Genomic DNA, 16,997 nt, shown 5'->3' with positions numbered 1-16,997 from the left:
CCAGATGGCTGACCCGAAGGGTTTCATGAGGCACGGGCGTGAGCTGCCGGCGCGCCGTCCCATCGACGTGCGCATCCGCGACTGGCGCGAGGTCTACGAGGACTTCTCCCGTCCGGCTCTCACAAAGCAGGCGGCTCGCTGCATGGACTGCGGCATCCCGTTCTGCCACAACGGCTGCCCGCTCGGGAACCTCATCCCCGAGTGGAACGACCTCGTCTTCCGCGACGACTGGCGCGAGGCGATCGAGCGGCTGCACGCCACCAACAACTTCCCCGAGTTCACCGGCCGGCTCTGCCCGGCTCCGTGTGAGGCGGCGTGCGTCCTCGGCATCAACTCCGACCCCGTCGCGATCAAGCGGGTCGAGGTGGAGATCATCGACAGGGCCTTCGCCGAGGGCTGGGTCACCCCCCAGCCGCCGCTGGACAGGACGGGACGGCGGGTCGCGGTCGTCGGCTCCGGCCCGGCAGGCCTGGCCGCGGCGCAGCAGCTCACCCGCGCCGGGCACGACGTGACCGTCTTCGAGCGGGCCGACCGGATCGGCGGCCTGCTCCGCTACGGGATTCCCGAGTTCAAGATGGAGAAGCGGCACATCGACCGCCGCCTCGAGCAGATGGAGGCGGAGGGCACCCGGTTCCGCACGTCGGTCAACGTGGGCGTGGACGTCACCGTGGCCGAGTTGCGCGAGGAGTTCGACGCGATCGTGCTCGCGGGCGGCGCCACGGCGTGGCGCGACCTGCCGATGCCCGGCCGTGAGCTGGGCGGCGTCCTCCAGGCGATGGAGTACCTCCCGCTGGCCAACCGCGTCCAGCAGGGCGACCTCGCGGAGTCCCCGGTCTCCGCCGAGGGCAAGCACGTCGTGGTGATCGGCGGCGGCGACACCGGCGCCGACTGCATCGGCACGGCCATCCGGCAGGGGGCCGCCTCGGTCACCCAGCTGGAGATCATGCCGAGGCCGCCGGAGTCCCGGCCGGGTGCGCAGCCGTGGCCGACCTACCCGATGTTGTTCAAGATGGAGAGCGCCCACGAGGAGCTTGAGGCCGGCGAGGGGGACCGGGTCTACGCGGTCTCCACGCAGGAGTTCCTCGGTGACGCCGAGGGCAACCTCAGGGCGTTGCGCCTGGTCGACGTCGAGGGGCCGGGAGCCGGGTTCAAGCCGATCCCCGGCACCGAGCGGGAGATCCCCGCGGGCCTGGTCACCCTCGCGATGGGATTCGTCGGACCGGAGAAGAGCGCGCTGCTCACCGGGCTGGCCGAGCTGGCCGGAGATCCGGCCGCGTTCTTCGACGCGCGTGGCAACGTCGCCAGGGGCCGGTCGTACGAGACCGCCGTGGACGGGGTGTTCGCCGCAGGCGACATGGGCCGGGGGCAGTCGCTGATCGTGTGGGCCATCGCGGAGGGCCGTTCCGCGGCCGCGGCGGTGGACCGGTACCTGAGCGGGCGGACGGCCCTTCCGGTCGCCATCCCGCCGACGGCCCGTCCTCTCGTCTGACGCCGGGGACCCGTGCGTGATCGTGGGGGCGATCGCGCACGGGACCTCGCCGGTGCGGCCCGTTTCGCCGGACATCAGCCGGTCGGGACGAGTCTTTGCATGATCACGGCCGGGCTTTTCGCCGGGGAGGGGTAAGGTCCCGGAGCCTGTGCCTGGTCGTGGCGGCGGGGGCGATAGCCGTACAAAACGGGAAGTATCCCTGCAAGGTGGTTGATTCGCGCGCTGGATGGCGGGCACTTGCGAGGGATGCCGGGCCCGGATCGAGGAGGAGTCGTTGAAATCACGGGGGCGTGTCGCGAAGGCACTGTTTTCGATCGCACTGGTGGGCGTCGCGAGCGCTGCCACGGCCGGTGTCTCGATGCCGACCGTCAAGTCCGTCCCGCCCGTCAAGGGCGGCGACTACCTGGTCTTCTACGCCGACGGTGCCCGTGACACGGCCTCACGTGCGGTCACCGCCGCGGGGGGCGTGATCGAGTCCCAGGACGACAGGCTCGGCTACCTCGTCGTACGCGCCCCGGCTCCGGAACCGCTGGCGGACAGCCCCTCCGTCGTCGGGGTCACGCCCGACCTCCCCATCGGCTCCGCCGCCGACATGCCGATGGCGGCACCCCCGCCGAAGACGTCGGGGGGAGCGAAGGCCGTGGCCGGCGACCCGCTGTCCGACCGGCAGTGGGACATGAGAATGATCGGCGCCACGCCCACCGGGTCGTACGCCAAGGCGCGGGGCAACCACCAGGTGCTGGTGGGCATCATCGACACCGGGGTCGACGGCAACCACCCCGACATCGCGGCCAACTTCAACCGCCAGTTGAGCCGCAACTTCGTCACCGACCTGCCGAACGACGTCAACGGCAAGAAGTTCGACGGCGCCTGCGAGGTGGCGGGCTGCAAGGACCCCGCCGACGTGGACGACGACGGGCACGGCACCCATGTGGCCAGCACCATCGGCTCGCCGATCAACGGTATCGGCGTCGCCGGGGTCGCACCCGACGTGTCGCTGGTCAACCTGAGGGCCGGGACCGACTCCGGCTACTTCTTCCTCAAGCCGACCATGGACGCCCTGGCCTACGCGGGCGACGTGGGTGTCGACGTGGTCAACATGAGCTTCTACGTCGACCCCTGGACGTTCAACTGCGCGGCCAGCCCGCAGGACTCGCGGGCCGACCAACTGGCCCAGCGCGGCATCCTCGTCGGCATGCGCAGGGCCGTCGCCTACGCACACCAGCGCGGCGTCACCATGGTCACCGCCATCGGCAACAGCGGCTCCGACCTGGGCAAGCCGAGCAAGGACACGGCCAGCCCCGACTATCCGCTCGGGGCCGAGAAGGAGCGCACGGTCGACAACACCTGCCTCAACGTGCCGACCGAACTCCCCGGAGTCATCGCGGTCTCCTCGGTGGGCCCCAGCGGCCAGAAGGCCGCCTACTCCGACTACGGGGTCGAGCAGACCGACATCGCGGCGCCGGGCGGCGACATCTTCGACAGCGGGACCTCTCTGGTCGGGGAGCGCAGGGAGATCCTCGCCGCGGCCCCGACCGCCGTGCTGAAGGCCGGGCACCAGATCGACGGCAACGGCAACCCGGTCGACGCGTCCGTCGTGCGCGACTGCCGTGGGGGGACGTGCGCCTACTACCAGTACCTTGAGGGCACCTCGATGGCCGCCCCGCATGTGACGGGAATCGCGGCGATCATCATCAGCCGGTTCGGCGTGCCCGGCAAGGGCGGTCTGACCATGGACCCGAACCAGGTGGAGAAACTCCTGTACGCGTCGGCGACCCAGACGTCCTGCCCGACGCCGCGCGCCTTCAAGTACGGCACGGCCACGCAGACGTGTGAGGGGACCAAGGAGCGGAACGGCTTCTTCGGCCACGGCATAGCCAACGCCGCCCAAGCCGCCACCCTCACCCCCTGACACCCCCCTCGTGGGGGGGATGGAGGGTGATCATGCACAGGTTCGGGGGCAGGTGCACTGACGTGCGCGAACTTGGTCCGTGATCATGCAGAGGTTCGGAATCTTGCCGCGTGACCTGGCCAAACGGTGGGCGTGATCATGCGCACTTTCGGCGATCGGGTCGTCGACCTGGGCCGATATCGGCCGTGATCATGCAGCGGCCGGCTCGTTGCATGATCACGCGTTGAATTCGCCCTGGTGGTGGGGTGCTTCCCCGAATCTGTGCATGATCACGAAATCGGGATTCGCAGGTCAGGCGGCCTTTCGCCGAATCCGCGCATGATCACGGACCAAGTTCGCGCACGTCGGCGGCCCCTTCGCCGAACCTGTGCATGATCACCCCCAAATCACGAGCGCACTCAAGGGAGGGTGAGTAGGAGTACGGATGTTCTGGGGGAGGGGGCGATCTACTTTCGGGGGCGGAGGGCAGATCAATGACTTATCGCGTCATCTCAGAAGCCACCATGGTGGTCCACTTCCTGGTCATCGCCTACATCGGTCTGGGCGGCTTCCTGGCCTGGTACCGGCCGCGGCTGATCTGGCCGCACCTGCTGGCGTGCGCCTGGGGCCTCGTGCAGCTCACCGGCCTGGTGGAGTGCCCCCTGACGGCCCTGGAGAACTGGGCACGGGCCCACGCGGGGGAGCGCGGCCTGGCTCCCGGCGGCTTCATCGACACCTACATCGAGGGCGTGGTCTACCCCGCGGACCACATCGCCCTCGTACGGCTGATCGTGGTGTCCGTGATCCTGGTCTCGTGGGCGGGCTTCCTCTTCCGCCTCCGGCGTCGCGCCGAAGTCGCGGGGGCGACCCCGTCCCCCGGGAACACGGCCCGTTGATCAGTTGGAGATGCCGCAGGTGTCCTCGGCGTACGACAACATGGTCGCCTGCGTCTGCTTCGACGGAGTGGCGATCAGCCAGTAGGTCTCCCCGTCGGCCACGGTGCCCCAGACGGGGAACAGGAACGCCTTCTTGGCCTCGCCGAACGCGTGCGGGTCGCAACGCGCGGGGGTGACGACCACCGGGATCTCCAGGCTCCGCACTCCCGGCTCGAGCACCACGACCGGATGGCGTTTGCCCGACACCGGCAGGATGTTGAAGTGGGTGGTGCCGCCGAGGTCGTCGATGGCGACCGCCTCGTTGCCGGTCTTCCTCGTGACCAGGAGGTCCCCGCGCAACTCCTTGCCCTCGTGCGTCCAGGAGTCGCCGAATGTGACGTCAGCCGACTCCCGCAGGATGAAGGCCCCGCACTCGGCGTTCACCAGCCCGCTCAGCGTCGGGTCGGGATGCGGAATGGTGAAGGTGACCTTCCGGAGCGGCCCGTTTCCCACCTGGATGTGGGCGATCACCGTCGCCGGCCGGACCGCGGGGATCCGTGCCGGATCGCAGCGGGCCTGGCCGTACGGGATCCGGAGGTCGGTCCGGGGAGTCCGGCCGAGTGTCGTGTCCACCCGTTCAGGGGGAAGTTTCACGAACGAGGCGGTGACGAGTTGCACGTCCTGGAATCGCACCGGCGTCGTGGTGTCGTTCCGGACGGACACCTCGATCGCGTGCGCGGCCTCGCCACTGCGCCACTGGTTCAGCGACACGGAAACCCCGGCCGGGGGCTGGTCCGATTCGGTAGTCTGAGCTGAACAGGCAGCCGCCAAGAAGAGCGCCACGACGGCACCGAATGCCCGGAAACGTCCCATGGATGGTCACGTTAGGGCACGTAGGTGATCACGTGAAGTCTCTGAACATTTGGCGACAGGTATGTGGGTCGTCACTACCAAGTGGTCTGTACCAATTAGGGTGGGGTATGTGAGTCGTCGAGCAAAGATCGTCTGTACCCTTGGGCCCGCCACCTCCTCCCCGGAGCGATTGCGCGAGCTCATCGCCGCAGGGATGAACGTGGCCCGTTTCAACCTCTCCCACGGCAGCCACGAGCTGCACAAGGAGGTGTTCGACCGGGTCAGGGCCGCCGCCGACGAGCTGGGTGAGGCCGTAGGCGTACTCGCCGACCTCCAGGGTCCCAAGATCCGCGTCGGCCGGTTCGCGTCCGGTCCCGTACGGCTCGGCTTCGGCGACGTGTTCACCGTCACCACCGAGGACGTCCCCGGAGACCGGGACATCGTCTCCACCACCTACGCGGGTCTGCCCGGTGACGTGAATCCGGGTGACACGATCCTCGTGGACGACGGCCGCCTCAACCTCGAGGTGACCGCCGTGGAGGGCCCGCGCGTCGTCACGCGTGTGGTCATCGGCGGGATGATCTCCGACAACAAGGGTCTCAACCTCCCGGGTGTCGCCGTCAGCGCCCCGACGCTCACCGAGAAGGACGAGGCGGACCTGCGCTGGGCACTCCGCACGGGCTTCGACATGATCGCCCTGTCGTTCGTGCGGACGGCGGAGGACGCCCAGGTGGTCCGCGACATCATGGACGAGGAGGGCGTGCATCTGCCGCTCCTCGCCAAGATCGAGAAGCCGCAGGCGGTCGATCAGCTCGAGGAGATCGTCGACGCGTTCGACGGCGTCATGGTCGCCCGTGGCGACCTGGGCGTGGAGCTCCCGCTCGAGCAGGTCCCGATCGTGCAGCGCCGCTGCATCGAGCTGTGCCGCGAGAAGGCCCACCCGGTCATCGTGGCCACCCAGATGCTCGACTCGATGATGAGCGCCCCTCGCCCGACCCGCGCCGAGACCTCCGACGTCGCGTACGCGGTGATGGACGGCGCCGACGCGGTCATGCTCTCCGGCGAGACCTCGGTGGGCACCTACCCGATCGAGTCGGTCGCCACGATGGCCCGCATCGCCACCGCCGCCGAGGGCACCACGCTGCACGCCACCCACCACCTCGACCGCCTGCCCGAGACCACCGGCGGCGCCATCGCGCGCGCCGCGGCTGAGGTCGGCGCGATCGTGGGGGCCAAGGCACTGGTTGCCTTCACGATGTCCGGCGAGACCGCCCGCCGCCTCGCCCGCTACCGGTCGTCGATCCCGCTGCTGGCGTTCACCTCCAACCCGCAGGTCCGCGGCCAGCTCGCGCTGACGTGGGGCGTCGAGACCTTCGAGGTCCCGTTCGTGCACCACACCGACGACATGGTCCGCCAGGTCGAGGCGTCGTTGCTGACCCTCGGCCACTGCGAGAAGGGCGACAAGATCGTCATCGTCGCCGGCTCCCCGCCCGGGAACCCCGGGTCGACCAACGCGCTCCGGGTGCACACGATCGGCTCCGCGGTGTCCAACACCCGCTGATCGACTCCGCCCAGACAACGGCCACCGCTCCGGCGGTGGCCGTTCTGCGTGTGACTCCCGGTGGCCCGGGAAAACCGGTTGATCGCGCCATGCCCCTGATGAACCATGGCAGGTGCGAGAGGCCCGATCCCGTCTCCATGCGCCGGTGAGGAGTGCTGCGCCCGACGATGCCTTCAGATGACGATGATCCAGATGCGGCCCCGGGCGCCCGGCAACTCTCGTGGCGCGCGCTGTGGCGGCTGAAGTCCTACCTCAGGCCCTACAACCGCGTGCTCGTCGTGTCGTGGGTGGCCGCCTTCCTCGGCATCGCCGCGGGCACCGCCGTCCCGCTCGTGGGCAAGCAGATCATCGACGGGCCCGTCGGCCACGGTGACCTCGGAGGCCTCCTGCCGCTCGGCCTGCTCGCCCTCGTGCTGGGGATCGCGGAGGCGGTCCTCATCTTCGTCCGGAGATGGTCGCAGGCGGGACCGGTCCTCGGCCTGGAGACGGCGATCCGCGACGACCTCTACCGCCGGCTGCAGAGCCTGCCGATGAGCTTCCACGGCGAATGGCAGTCGGGCCAGTTGTTGTCGAGGGCGACGACCGACCTCTCGACGATCCGCAGGTTCCTCGGGTTCGGCGCGCTGTTCCTCGTCATGAACGTGCTCCAACTCATCGCCGTCACCATCGTCCTGTTCCACATGTACTGGCCGCTCGGCCTGATCGTCGCGGTCTCGGCCGTGCCGATCGTCGTGTTGTCGCTCCGGTTCGAGAAGCGGTACATCGGCATCTCCCGCCGGGTCCAGGACCAGCAGGGCGACCTCGCCACCCTCGTCGAGGAGGCGGCGGTGGGCATTCGGACGATCAAGGCGTTCGGCCGCAGCCGGCATCTCTACGAGGGGTTCGACGAGACCGCCCGCGGGATCCACCGGACGTCGCTCGCCAAGGTACGGCTGGCCTCGCGGTTCTTCACCTTCCTCGAGGTGGTCCCGAACGTCACCCTGGCCATGGTCGTGCTCGTCGGCGCGCTCGCCGTCGCACGTGACGCGCTCACCCTCGGCACGCTGGTGGCGTTCACGACGCTCGTACTCCAGCTCGTCTGGCCGGTCGCCTCCCTCGGCTACATCCTCGCGATGGGACAGGAGGCCATGACCTCGGCCGACCGCGTCACCGAGGTGCTGGACACCGTCCCGGAGATCGTCGGAGGGACCGAGGTCATCGAGCACCCACGCGGGCATCTCCGGTTCGAGGGTGTGGAGTTCCGCCATCCCGGCGGCGCGCGCTCGGTGTTGCGCGACGTCTGGCTGGACGTGCGGCCGGGGGAGACCATCGCCGTCGTCGGGGCGACGGGCTCGGGGAAGACCACGCTCACGGCACTCGTCCCGCGGCTCATCGACGTCACGGGCGGCCGCGTCACCATCGACGGGCACGACGTCCGCGACCTGACGCTGCCCGCGCTCCGGTCGGTGGTCGCGACGGCGTTCGAGGAGCCGACGCTGTTCTCGATGAGCGTCAGGGAGAACGTCATGCTGGGCCACGGCGACGCCGGTGAGGACGACGTCCGGGAGGCCCTGGAGATCGCCCAGGCCACGTTCGTGTACGACCTGCCGTGGGGCCTGGACACCAGGATCGGCGAGCAGGGGATGTCGTTGTCCGGCGGCCAGCGGCAACGGCTCGCCCTCGCCCGCGCGGTCCTCGGCAAGCCGCGGATCCTCGTCCTGGACGACACGTTGTCGGCGCTGGACGTCGAGACCGAGGCGCTGGTGGAGGAGGCGCTGCGCCGGGTCCTCGCCGACGCGACCGGCCTGGTCGTCGCACACAGGGCCTCGACGGTGCTGCTCGCCGACCGGGTGGCCCTGCTCAGGGACGGAACCATCCAGCACGTCGGCCGACATCCCGACCTGCTCGCCACGGTCCCCGAATACCGGGCCCTGCTCGCCCAGGACGCCGACCTCGACCCCGACAGGGCGCTGCGGTGAGCGACTCCTGGCGCGGGGTCGCGGCCGAGGACAAGGACCACATCCCCGAGAACGTCTCCCTCCTGCTGCGGTCCCGCTCCCGCCGACTGCTCGGCGATCTCCTGCGCCCGCACAGGAGGGCGATCGCGCTGCTGACCGCCGTCATCGTGGTGTCCAACGCGGCCGGCCTCGCCCTGCCGTACCTGGTGAAGACCGGCATCGACAGCGGCATCCCGCCGATGGCCGACGGGCGGGGCTCGGGCACGCTGCTGACGATCGTGGCGGCGATCGTGGGGGCCGCGCTGGTCCAGGCCGTCACCCGGCAGGCGTTCCTCCAGCTCGCCGGGCGGATCGGGCAGGACATCCTGCTCGAGTTGCGGCGCCGGGTCTTCACGCACTTCCAGAAGTTGTCGTTGTCGTTCCACGAGGGCTACACGTCCGGCCGGGTGATCTCACGGCTCACCTCCGACGTCGAAGCCATCGCCGAGTTGCTGGACTCCGGCTTCGACGGCCTGGTCACCGCGGTGCTCACACTGTTCGGCACGGCCGCCATGCTCCTCGTGCTCGACGTCCACCTCGGGCTCGTCGCGCTGCTGCCGCTGCCCGTGCTGCTGCTGTTCACGCGCTGGTTCCGCCGGGAGTCGAGCGCCGCCTACCGCCGGACGCGTGAGACCGTCGCGCTGGTCATCGTTCACTTCGTGGAGTCGATGACCGGGGTCCGCGCGGTGCAGGCCTTCCGCCGGGAGCCGCGCAACCAGGAGATCTTCGAGAGGCTCAACGCCGACTACCGCGAGGCGAACACGCGCGGGTCGCGACTCATCGCGATCTTCATGCCCGGGATCAAGCTCATCGGCAACGTCACGGTCGCCCTCGTCCTGCTGTACGGCGGGTGGCTCGCGTTGCACGGCACGGTCACGGTGGGGGTGCTGGCGGCGTTCCTGCTCTACCTCCGCCAGTTCTACGAGCCGATGCAGGAGATCAGCCAGTTCTACAACGCGCTCCAGTCGGCCGGCGCCGCCCTCGAGAAGCTGTCGGGGGTGCTGGAGGAGCAGCCGGGCGTGGCGGAACCGCGCCGCCCCCGGGAGCTGACCCGTGCGAGCGGGGCGCTGCGGTTCGACGCCGTCGAGTTCGCCTACGGGGAGGGTCCGCGGGTCCTGCCCCGGCTGGACCTGGAGATCCCCGCCGGCCAGACCGTCGCGGTGGTGGGGACGACGGGCGCGGGCAAGACGACGCTGGCCAAGCTCATCTCGCGCTTCTACGACCCCGTGTCCGGGCGGGTCATGCTCGACGGCGTGGACCTGCGCGACCTGGACGAGGCCACGCTGCGGCGGTTCGTGGTCATGGTGACCCAGGAGAACTTCCTGTTCACCGGGACGATCGCGGACAACATCGGGTTCGGCCGTCCCGGCGCGCCCATGGAGGCGGTCGTCGAGGCCGCCGAGGCGATCGGCGCCCACGAGTTCATCACGGCCCTCCCCGAGGGTTACCACACCCAGGTCGGCAAGCGGGGCGGCCGGATATCGGCGGGGCAGCGCCAGCTCGTCGCGTTCGCCAGGGCGTTCCTCGCCGACCCCGCCGTGCTGATCCTCGACGAGGCGACCTCGAGCCTCGACGTGCCGAGCGAGCGGATGGTCCAGCGGGCCCTGCGGACCATCCTCGCCGACAGGACCGCGCTGATCATCGCCCACCGCCTCTCCACGGTGGAGATCGCCGACCGGGTGCTCGTCATCGAGGGCGGGCGCATCGTCGAGGACGGCCCGCCCGACCGGCTCATCGAGGGATCCGGCCGTTTCTCCCGGCTCCATCAGGCCTGGGTCGACAGCCTCGCCTGACCCGCGCCGGCCTGGCCCGCGCAGGCCCGACCTGCCTCGGCCTGACCGTCTCCGCCTGACCGCCCGGCGGCCGGGTGGAACCGCCGTACGGCTCGCGCTCCCACGCGAGCCGTACCGGCTTCCGGGTCCGCCGGGTTCTCGCGGTCAGCCGACCGGGACCGGGTAGTCCTTGGCGAGGTCGGAGACCGCGGCCTCCTTGAGGACGACCGAGCCGCCGACCGCCGCCTTGTCGGGCTTGAGGATGTAGGACGCCCGGGACGCCGGCTTGTCGAAGAACGTGAAGTCCATCGGGGTGCCGAAGCCGCCTTCGAAGGTCGACTGCGAGCGGTGCGCGGCCAGGATGCCCTCGTGGCTGAGGTCCTTGGCGGCGCAGGCCTTCTTGACCGCCTCATCCACGATCATGGCGGCGCTCCAGCCGGTGGGGACGGCGTTGTCGAGGGTCTGCCCGGGATATTTCGCCTGATAGTCGGCGACCAGCTTCTGCATCGCGGGCATGGGCGCGCTCACCGGCGCTCCGGCCGTCATGACGTAGAAGTCCTTCAGCAGCGCGGGCGCCGCCGGGGTGCCGAGCAGTTGCGGCGAGTAGGCGGAGTTGCTGCCGACGAACGGCACGTCCATGCCGCCCGCCAGTGCGACCCCGACGAGCGACGCGGCCTGCCTCGGCCCGACCGAGACGAGCACGGCCTTGACCTTCGCCGCCTTGAACGCGGCGACCTGCGCGCTCATGTCCTGGTCGGTGGCCTTGATCTTCTGCTCCACGATCTCCAGGCCGAGCTTGTCCGCGGCGTACTTCGAGCCGTTGAGCGCGCTCTCGCCGTAGTCGCCCTCGAAGTACAGGTGCCCGACCTTGTCGCCGGCCTTGATGCCCTTCTCCTTCGTGAGGAAGTCCACACCGTTGATCATGTCGATGTCGTACGTCGTGCCGGTCACCTGGATCGCCCGGCTGCCCAGCAGGGACGTCGCCCATGCCATCGGGATGGTGAGGAGCTTGTCGGTGTCGATGCGCTGCTTGAGCGCCGTGACCATGGGCGAGCCGATGAACTGCGGGATCGCCGCGGACTTCGGCCCGATCTCCGTGTAGGCGGCGACCGCCTTCTGCGTGTCGTAGCCGTGGTCGCGGACGATGACCTCGTACTTGCGTCCGCACGCTCCGCCCGCGGCGTTGGCCTGCTCGAAGTACAGCTGCTGCGCCTGGGTCAGGCTCTTCCCGAGCGAGGCGTACGGTCCGGTCAGGTCAGTGACCACGCCCACGGTGATCGTCGTGGCGGTCACGCCCGGGCCGGTCTTCACGCCGTCGCCGCCGGTGGCGGGCGCTCCGCCCACCGCCTTGTCGCTGGCGCAGGAGGCCGCCGCCAGGGCGAGGACGGCTAGCGTCGCGATGCGGGCGCGGGTGCCGAATTTGGCCATCTGAGCTCCTTGATTCGAGGGATGACGCGGCGGAGCCGCGTGGCGAGCCCGAGCAGACCGCCGGGCAGGAACAGCACCACCGTCACGACGGCGGCGCCGTAGAGGATGCGCGCGGCCTCGGCGGGGGACACCCCGCCGGAACCGGGCTCGGCCACCAGCGGCAGGGCGTCGCTGTAACGCGTCAGCAGCTGGGGGAGGAGGGAGACGAACACCGCTCCGATGACGGCCCCCGCGACCGATCCGAGACCCCCGATCACGATCATGGCGAGATAGTCGAGCGACAGCAGGAAGCCGAAGTAGTCCGGCACCGCCCGCTGGAAGACCAGGGCGACGAGCACGCCGGCCAGCCCGCCGTACATGGACGACAGGACGAACACGCCCGCGCGGTAACGCGCGACCGGGACGCCCATCACCCCCGCCGCGATCTCGTGGTCCCTGATGGTGTTCATGGCGAGGCCGGGACGGCCGCGCAGCACGCCCCGCGCGAACGCCGCCGCGGCGGCGAGCACCAGGAGACCGAGGAACCACAGCCGCTCCAGCGCCCCGAAGGGCACGTTGAGCAGCACGAGGCCGGGGGAGTCCGCGAACACGAAGCCGAACAGCTCCATCGGAGGCACCGCGCGGCCGTTGTAGCCGCCCGTGAGCGGCTCGGCGTTGAAGAGCACGTGCTGACCCCCGAAGATCAATGCGAGGGTGGCGATGCCCAGATAGGCGCCCTTCAGACGTCCCGCGATCGGGCTGAACAACCCGCCCGCGACGCCCGCGAGGATCACCGCGACGACGGCGGCCAGCGGCGTCGGCAGCCCCACGTCGGTCGACAGGTACACGTAGGCGTACGCGCCGACGGCGAGGAAGAACGCGTGGCCGAGCGACAACTGCCCGGTCGCCCCGGTCAGCAGGTTGATGCCGATGGCGCCGACCGCCGCCGACATCGCGAACAGGCCCGTCTGGAGCCAGAAGCCCTCCAGGTAGAAGGGCGCGACGACCGCGGCCACCACGACCACCCCCCAGACGGCGCCGAGCGTGATCCACCTCGATCTCCTAGACACGGGCCAACTCCTTCGTGCCGAAGATCCCGGCGGGCCGGAACAGCAGGATCACGATCATCACCAGGAACGGCGCGGCGTCGCCGATGCCGCGTCCGAGGAAGGCCAGCTGACTCTGGTATCCGCTCATCAGCGCCTCGGTCACCCCGACGATCAGCCCGCCGGCCAGCGCGCCGGTCGTCGAGTCCAGCCCGCCGAGGATCGCCGCGGGGAAGGCCTTCATGGCGGCGGCCGTCGTGCTGCGGTCCAGACCCGGCGTGGGGAAGACGCACAGGAACAGGGCCGCGATCGCGGCGAGCGCACCCGCAACGGCCCAGGCGCTGAGCGAGACCCGGCCAAGCCGTACGCCCATCAGGGCGGCGGTCTCCGCGTCCTCCGCGGTGGCCCGCATGGCCACGCCCCACCCCGTGAACTTGAACGCCAGCAGGAACGCCGTGATCAGTGCGGCGGCGACCCCCAGAGCGACGATGCGGGTCTCGGCGATCGTGATCGGGCCCAGGTGCAGGACCTGGTCCCGCCACGGATCCCCCAGGGCGAGGACGTCGGTTCCGATCTCCCGGGTGAGCTCGGTCGTCAGCAGGATGTCCACGCCGATCGTCACGATCGCCAGCACGCCGTGCGAACCGACCCGCGCCCGCCTGATGATCAGGAACTCGATCAGCGCCCCGACCAGCGCGGCGCCCGCGACCCCGGCCGCGAGGGCGAGCCAGAAGCCGAGCGCCGGATGCAGCTTCGCGACCAGGAACCCGCCCGCGAGCAGCAGCGAGGCGTGCGTGAAGTTCACCACCTCGGTCGCCTTGAAGATGACGACGAACCCGAGCGCGATCAGCGCGTACACGGCTCCGACGGAGATCCCGTTGACGAGAAGCTCCAGGAAGGTGGTCATGAGGGGCTCTCCTCGATGTCGCCGAGGTAGGCGCGGATCACCTCGGGATCGCGTTGGATCTCGTCGGGCTCGCCGTCGGCGATGCGCTTGCCGAAGTCGAGGACGGTCACGGAGTCGGCGATCCGCATGACGATCCCCATGTCGTGCTCGACCAGCAGGATCGAGATGCCGAGGCTCTCCCGGACGGAGACGATCAGGTCGGCCATCTCCCGCCGCTCCTCGCTGTTCATGCCGGCGACCGGTTCGTCGAGGAGCAGCAGGCGCGGCTCCATGCACAGCGCCCGGGCGAGCTCGACGCGCTTCTGCGTCCCGTACGGCAGCAGCCCGACCGGAGTAGGCAGCGCGTCGGCGACGCCGACGAACGCGGCGATCTCCTCCACCCGCGCGCCGTGCCGTACGGCCTCCCGCCGGGCCGAGGGCAGCCGCAGCCCGGCGGAGACGAAGCCGCTCCTGGTCAGCCGATGACGGCCGAGCATGAGGTTGTCCCGCACCGTGAGCCGAGGGGACAACGCGATGTTCTGGAACGTGCGCGCCACTCCGAGCGCCGCCACCTGGTGCGGCCGCGACGCCGTCAGTTCCGCGTCGCCGAACCGCACGCTCCCCGACGTCGCCCGGTACACGCCGGACAGCACGTTGAAGCACGTCGACTTGCCCGCGCCGTTCGGCCCGATGAGCGCGTGCGTGCTGCCGGGCCTGACCGTGAAGCTCACGGCGTCGAGCGCGACGAGGCCGGCGAACCTGACCGTGACGTCGCTGACCACGAGTTCCGGGATCACGCCGTCCACCTCGACAATGTCCGGACCGGTCGGGGCGGGTCGTCCGGCGGGGCGTTCTCCGCGTTGATACCAACCGGTCGGTCTGTCTCGGGCGTGCCGACGCCCAGATACCGGCGCCGTACCTCGTCGCTGGCGGCCAGTTCCGCCGCCGGGCCCGACAGGGCGACCTCGCCCACCTCCAGCACGTACGCGTGGGACGCCAGCCCCAGGGCCATCGCCGCGTTCTGCTCCACCAGGAGCACGGAGGTGCCCTGGGCGTTGATCTCTCTGATCGTGGCCGCGATGCGGGCCGCCATCTTCGGAGCGAGGCCGAGAGTGGGCTCGTCGAGCAGCAACATCGACGGGTTCGCCATCAGGGCCCGTCCGATCGAGAGCATCTGCTGCTCGCCGCCCGACAGCAGGCCCGCCCTCTGGTGCGCCCGTTCCGCGAGGATCGGGAACAGCGCGTGGACCCGGTCGCGCGCCTCGCCCGCCTTCGCGCGATCGCGGACGCCCAGCGCCCCGGCCCGCAGATTCTCGGCCACGGTCATCCGGGCGAAGACGCGGCGGCCCTCCGGCACCTGGACCACGCCACGTGCGACGGCGGTCGCCGGCGACCCGTTCAGCCGTGAGCCGCCGAAGGACACCGTGCCGGAGGTGACCCCGCCCCGGTGGAACCTCAGCGTGCCCGACACGGCGCGAAGGAGCGTCGTCTTGCCCGCGCCGTTCGCACCGAGGACCGCCACCACCGCACCGCGCGGAACGGTGACGCGGATTCCTCTCAACGCGCGTACGGGGCCGTAGTGCACCGCCAGATCCGCGATCTCCAGGCCTGCCTCACCAGCCATCAACCCCTCCTGTGACTCCGATGAAGGCACAGACAACCCATCGCGTCGAGCCGCGTCCAGATCTGCCCGGCAAGTCGGGTCCTCAGCCCATGTCGTTGACACACGACTTGTGCGACAGCACAATCCACGGTCACGAAACGAGAACCGAACCTTGTTCCAGACCCGAAGTGCTGGCACATTCGGACCCATGAGGTCCAGGACGGAATCCGAGATCCGGGAACTGCTGAGGACCTCCGCCGCCTTCTTGCTGGAACGGATCCCCGAGCTCACCGACGAGCTCGTGAAACGCGGCAGGGAGAACGACGAGGCCTACCGGATCAACATCCCCATCGAGGATCACTGGAAGAGCACCTACGAGGGGCTGCGCATCGGCATCACCGCCATCCTCCAGCCGCGGCACGAACGACGCGACGTCGAGTACGCGCAGACGGTGGGGCGCAGGCGGGCCGAGCACGGGCTGCCGCTCGACTCGCTCATGCGCAGCTACCGGCTGGCCGCCCAGGTCACGTGGAACGGCTTCATCGACATCGTCGGCGACCGGAACCCCGAGAAGCTGCCCGCACTGCTGCGCAGCGCCACTCACGTGTGGCACGCCATCGACCGGCAGGCCGTGGCGGCCGCCGACGCCTACCGCCGCCGGGAGAACGAGCTGCTCGGCCGGGGGAACGAGCGGGTGCACGCGATGCTGGACGCCCTGCTCGAAGGGCGGGCGGACGCGGCCGTCGGACAGGTCGCGGCGGCCGCCCTGGAGCTCCCGGAACACGGCCGCTATGCGGTCGTCACAACGCGGCTCCCCGAGCGGGTCCACCGGCCCGAGATCATCGGCGGCATGCTGTTCCTGTGGCGCATGCGGACCGACTACGAGATGGCCGTGGTGTTCATGGGCGACCGGTCGCTGGACGACCTCGTCGAGGCCATCAGGCCCATCGTGTGCGGGATCGCCGGCATCAGCCCCGTCGTCGAGGGGCTCGCGGAGCTCGGCAACGCCCGGCGGATGGCCGAGCTCGCCATGCGGACGTGTTCCGGCACCCGGCCGGAGATCGCGAGGCTCGACCGGCGGCTGCCCGCCGCGCTGGTGGTCTGCCAGCCCGAGCTGGCCAGGCACCTGGCGAGCGGCGTGCTCGGGCCGGTGTTGTCCTCACCGGAGCGCGGGGTGCTCCTGGCCACTTTGGAGGCCTGGCTCCGGTGTGAGGGCTCGGCGGTGCGGGTGGCGAGCGAGCTGTACTGCCATCGGAACACGGTCTTCAACCGGGTGCGCAGGATCGAGCAGATGACCGGGCGCTCGCCGTCGCGGCCGCGCGACGCCGTGGAATTGTCCCTCGCCCTCGATGCCGTACGGCTCCTGCCGGACACCTGATCGGTGTCGGGAAGCAGGCAAAGAGCCCGAAATCGCGTCGACCGGGTCGCGTGCGCCGATGACGGCGTCCGCCGGTGAGATTTCGGAGATGATTTTTACGATTACTGCAAGTGCCCCGGGTGGGACTCGAACCCACACTGTACGGGTTTTGAATCCGCTCCCTCATGCCAATTGGGGTACCGGGGCTTCAATCCGGACATACGTTGACTTGTCCGAACCCGTCGTCATAGAGCTTAGCGGAGAGATGATCGACCGCGTGGC

At 70.1% G+C, this 16,997-nt stretch carries 13 protein-coding genes and 1 tRNA gene; 7 read left to right on the top strand and 7 right to left on the bottom strand.

Annotated features, from left to right (window positions below):
• The first annotated feature begins 4 nt into the window (after positions 1–4).
• The 3 genes from Pmi06nite_RS00470 (at position 5) to Pmi06nite_RS00460 (ending at position 4,276) form a co-directional block, all read left to right on the top strand.
• The gene (locus Pmi06nite_RS00470; protein WP_203950755.1) at positions 5–1,489 is read left to right on the top strand and encodes a glutamate synthase subunit beta; all 1,485 of its coding nucleotides are present in this window, start codon (positions 5–7) and stop codon (positions 1,487–1,489) included.
• 358 nt (positions 1,490–1,847) lie between these two features.
• Positions 1,848–3,401, top strand: coding sequence for a S8 family peptidase (locus tag Pmi06nite_RS00465; RefSeq protein WP_203950754.1), 1,554 nt, complete (start codon positions 1,848–1,850; stop codon positions 3,399–3,401).
• A 473-nt stretch (positions 3,402–3,874) separates the two neighbouring features.
• Complete coding sequence (locus Pmi06nite_RS00460) at positions 3,875–4,276, top strand: DUF2784 domain-containing protein (RefSeq protein WP_203950753.1); 402 nt, start codon at positions 3,875–3,877, stop codon at positions 4,274–4,276.
• Here the strand turns inward: Pmi06nite_RS00460 and Pmi06nite_RS00455 are convergent, their stop codons facing one another.
• A complete protein-coding gene (locus Pmi06nite_RS00455) occupies positions 4,277–5,026 on the bottom strand; it encodes a hypothetical protein (RefSeq protein ID WP_203950752.1) in 750 nt (249 codons plus the stop codon).
• A gap of 211 nt (positions 5,027–5,237) precedes the next feature.
• Between Pmi06nite_RS00455 and pyk the strand changes: the two genes are divergently transcribed.
• From pyk to Pmi06nite_RS42470, 3 genes are all read left to right on the top strand, one after another.
• Entirely contained in the window at positions 5,238–6,668 is a 1,431-nt protein-coding gene (pyk, locus tag Pmi06nite_RS00450; protein WP_203950751.1) for a pyruvate kinase, read from the top strand.
• A gap of 167 nt (positions 6,669–6,835) precedes the next feature.
• Positions 6,836–8,626 (top strand): ABC transporter ATP-binding protein, encoded by a 1,791-nt coding sequence (locus tag Pmi06nite_RS00445; protein WP_239113413.1) that lies wholly within the window; start codon positions 6,836–6,838, stop codon positions 8,624–8,626.
• Positions 8,623–10,437, top strand: coding sequence for an ABC transporter ATP-binding protein (locus tag Pmi06nite_RS42470; RefSeq protein WP_203950750.1), 1,815 nt, complete (start codon positions 8,623–8,625; stop codon positions 10,435–10,437). The genes Pmi06nite_RS00445 and Pmi06nite_RS42470 overlap by 4 nt, the downstream gene beginning before the upstream one ends.
• 144 nt (positions 10,438–10,581) lie before the next feature.
• Here the strand turns inward: Pmi06nite_RS42470 and Pmi06nite_RS00435 are convergent, their stop codons facing one another.
• The 5 genes from Pmi06nite_RS00435 to Pmi06nite_RS00415 are packed head-to-tail and all read right to left on the bottom strand — an operon-like array spanning position 10,582 to position 15,379.
• On the bottom strand, positions 10,582–11,844 hold the full coding sequence (locus Pmi06nite_RS00435; protein WP_203950749.1) for an ABC transporter substrate-binding protein: 1,263 nt from the start codon (positions 11,842–11,844) through the stop codon (positions 10,582–10,584).
• A complete protein-coding gene (locus Pmi06nite_RS00430) occupies positions 11,805–12,872 on the bottom strand; it encodes a branched-chain amino acid ABC transporter permease (protein WP_239113473.1) in 1,068 nt (355 codons plus the stop codon). The genes Pmi06nite_RS00435 and Pmi06nite_RS00430 overlap by 40 nt, the downstream gene beginning before the upstream one ends.
• 13 nt (positions 12,873–12,885) lie before the next feature.
• Entirely contained in the window at positions 12,886–13,776 is an 891-nt protein-coding gene (locus tag Pmi06nite_RS00425; protein ID WP_203950748.1) for a branched-chain amino acid ABC transporter permease, read from the bottom strand.
• Positions 13,773–14,552, bottom strand: coding sequence for an ABC transporter ATP-binding protein (locus Pmi06nite_RS00420; protein ID WP_239113472.1), 780 nt, complete (start codon positions 14,550–14,552; stop codon positions 13,773–13,775). Before Pmi06nite_RS00420 ends, Pmi06nite_RS00425 begins: the two co-directional genes overlap by 4 nt.
• A complete protein-coding gene (locus tag Pmi06nite_RS00415; RefSeq protein WP_203950747.1) occupies positions 14,549–15,379 on the bottom strand; it encodes an ABC transporter ATP-binding protein in 831 nt (276 codons plus the stop codon). Before Pmi06nite_RS00415 ends, Pmi06nite_RS00420 begins: the two co-directional genes overlap by 4 nt.
• A 187-nt stretch (positions 15,380–15,566) precedes the next feature.
• Between Pmi06nite_RS00415 and Pmi06nite_RS00410 the strand changes: the two genes are divergently transcribed.
• Positions 15,567–16,736: a PucR family transcriptional regulator gene (locus Pmi06nite_RS00410; RefSeq protein ID WP_203950746.1), complete on the top strand. Its 1,170-nt coding sequence runs from the start codon at positions 15,567–15,569 to the stop codon at positions 16,734–16,736.
• Positions 16,737–16,847: 111 nt separating this feature from the next.
• On the opposite strand, the gene Pmi06nite_RS00405 is transcribed toward Pmi06nite_RS00410, so the two are convergent.
• Positions 16,848–16,922: transfer RNA gene (locus tag Pmi06nite_RS00405), tRNA-Leu, on the bottom strand.
• Positions 16,923–16,997: the final 75 nt, after the last annotated feature.

Origin of the sequence: Planotetraspora mira (assembly GCF_016863275.1) — a bacterium.
GTDB lineage: Bacteria > Actinomycetota > Actinomycetes > Streptosporangiales > Streptosporangiaceae > Planotetraspora > Planotetraspora mira.
This window is presented reverse-complemented; position numbering and strand designations above follow the sequence as displayed.

Coding starts and splice junctions, on each gene's coding strand:
- Pmi06nite_RS00425 (WP_203950748.1), bottom strand. CDS start 13,776: ATGACCACCTTCCTGGAGCTTCTCGTCAACGGGATCTCCGTCGGAGCC.
- Pmi06nite_RS00415 (WP_203950747.1), bottom strand. CDS start 15,379: ATGGCTGGTGAGGCAGGCCTGGAGATCGCGGATCTGGCGGTGCACTAC.
- Pmi06nite_RS00445 (WP_239113413.1), top strand. CDS start 6,836: ATGCCTTCAGATGACGATGATCCAGATGCGGCCCCGGGCGCCCGGCAA.
- Pmi06nite_RS00465 (WP_203950754.1), top strand. CDS start 1,848: ATGCCGACCGTCAAGTCCGTCCCGCCCGTCAAGGGCGGCGACTACCTG.
- Pmi06nite_RS00460 (WP_203950753.1), top strand. CDS start 3,875: ATGACTTATCGCGTCATCTCAGAAGCCACCATGGTGGTCCACTTCCTG.
- Pmi06nite_RS00410 (WP_203950746.1), top strand. CDS start 15,567: ATGAGGTCCAGGACGGAATCCGAGATCCGGGAACTGCTGAGGACCTCC.
- Pmi06nite_RS00435 (WP_203950749.1), bottom strand. CDS start 11,844: ATGGCCAAATTCGGCACCCGCGCCCGCATCGCGACGCTAGCCGTCCTC.
- Pmi06nite_RS00470 (WP_203950755.1), top strand. CDS start 5: ATGGCTGACCCGAAGGGTTTCATGAGGCACGGGCGTGAGCTGCCGGCG.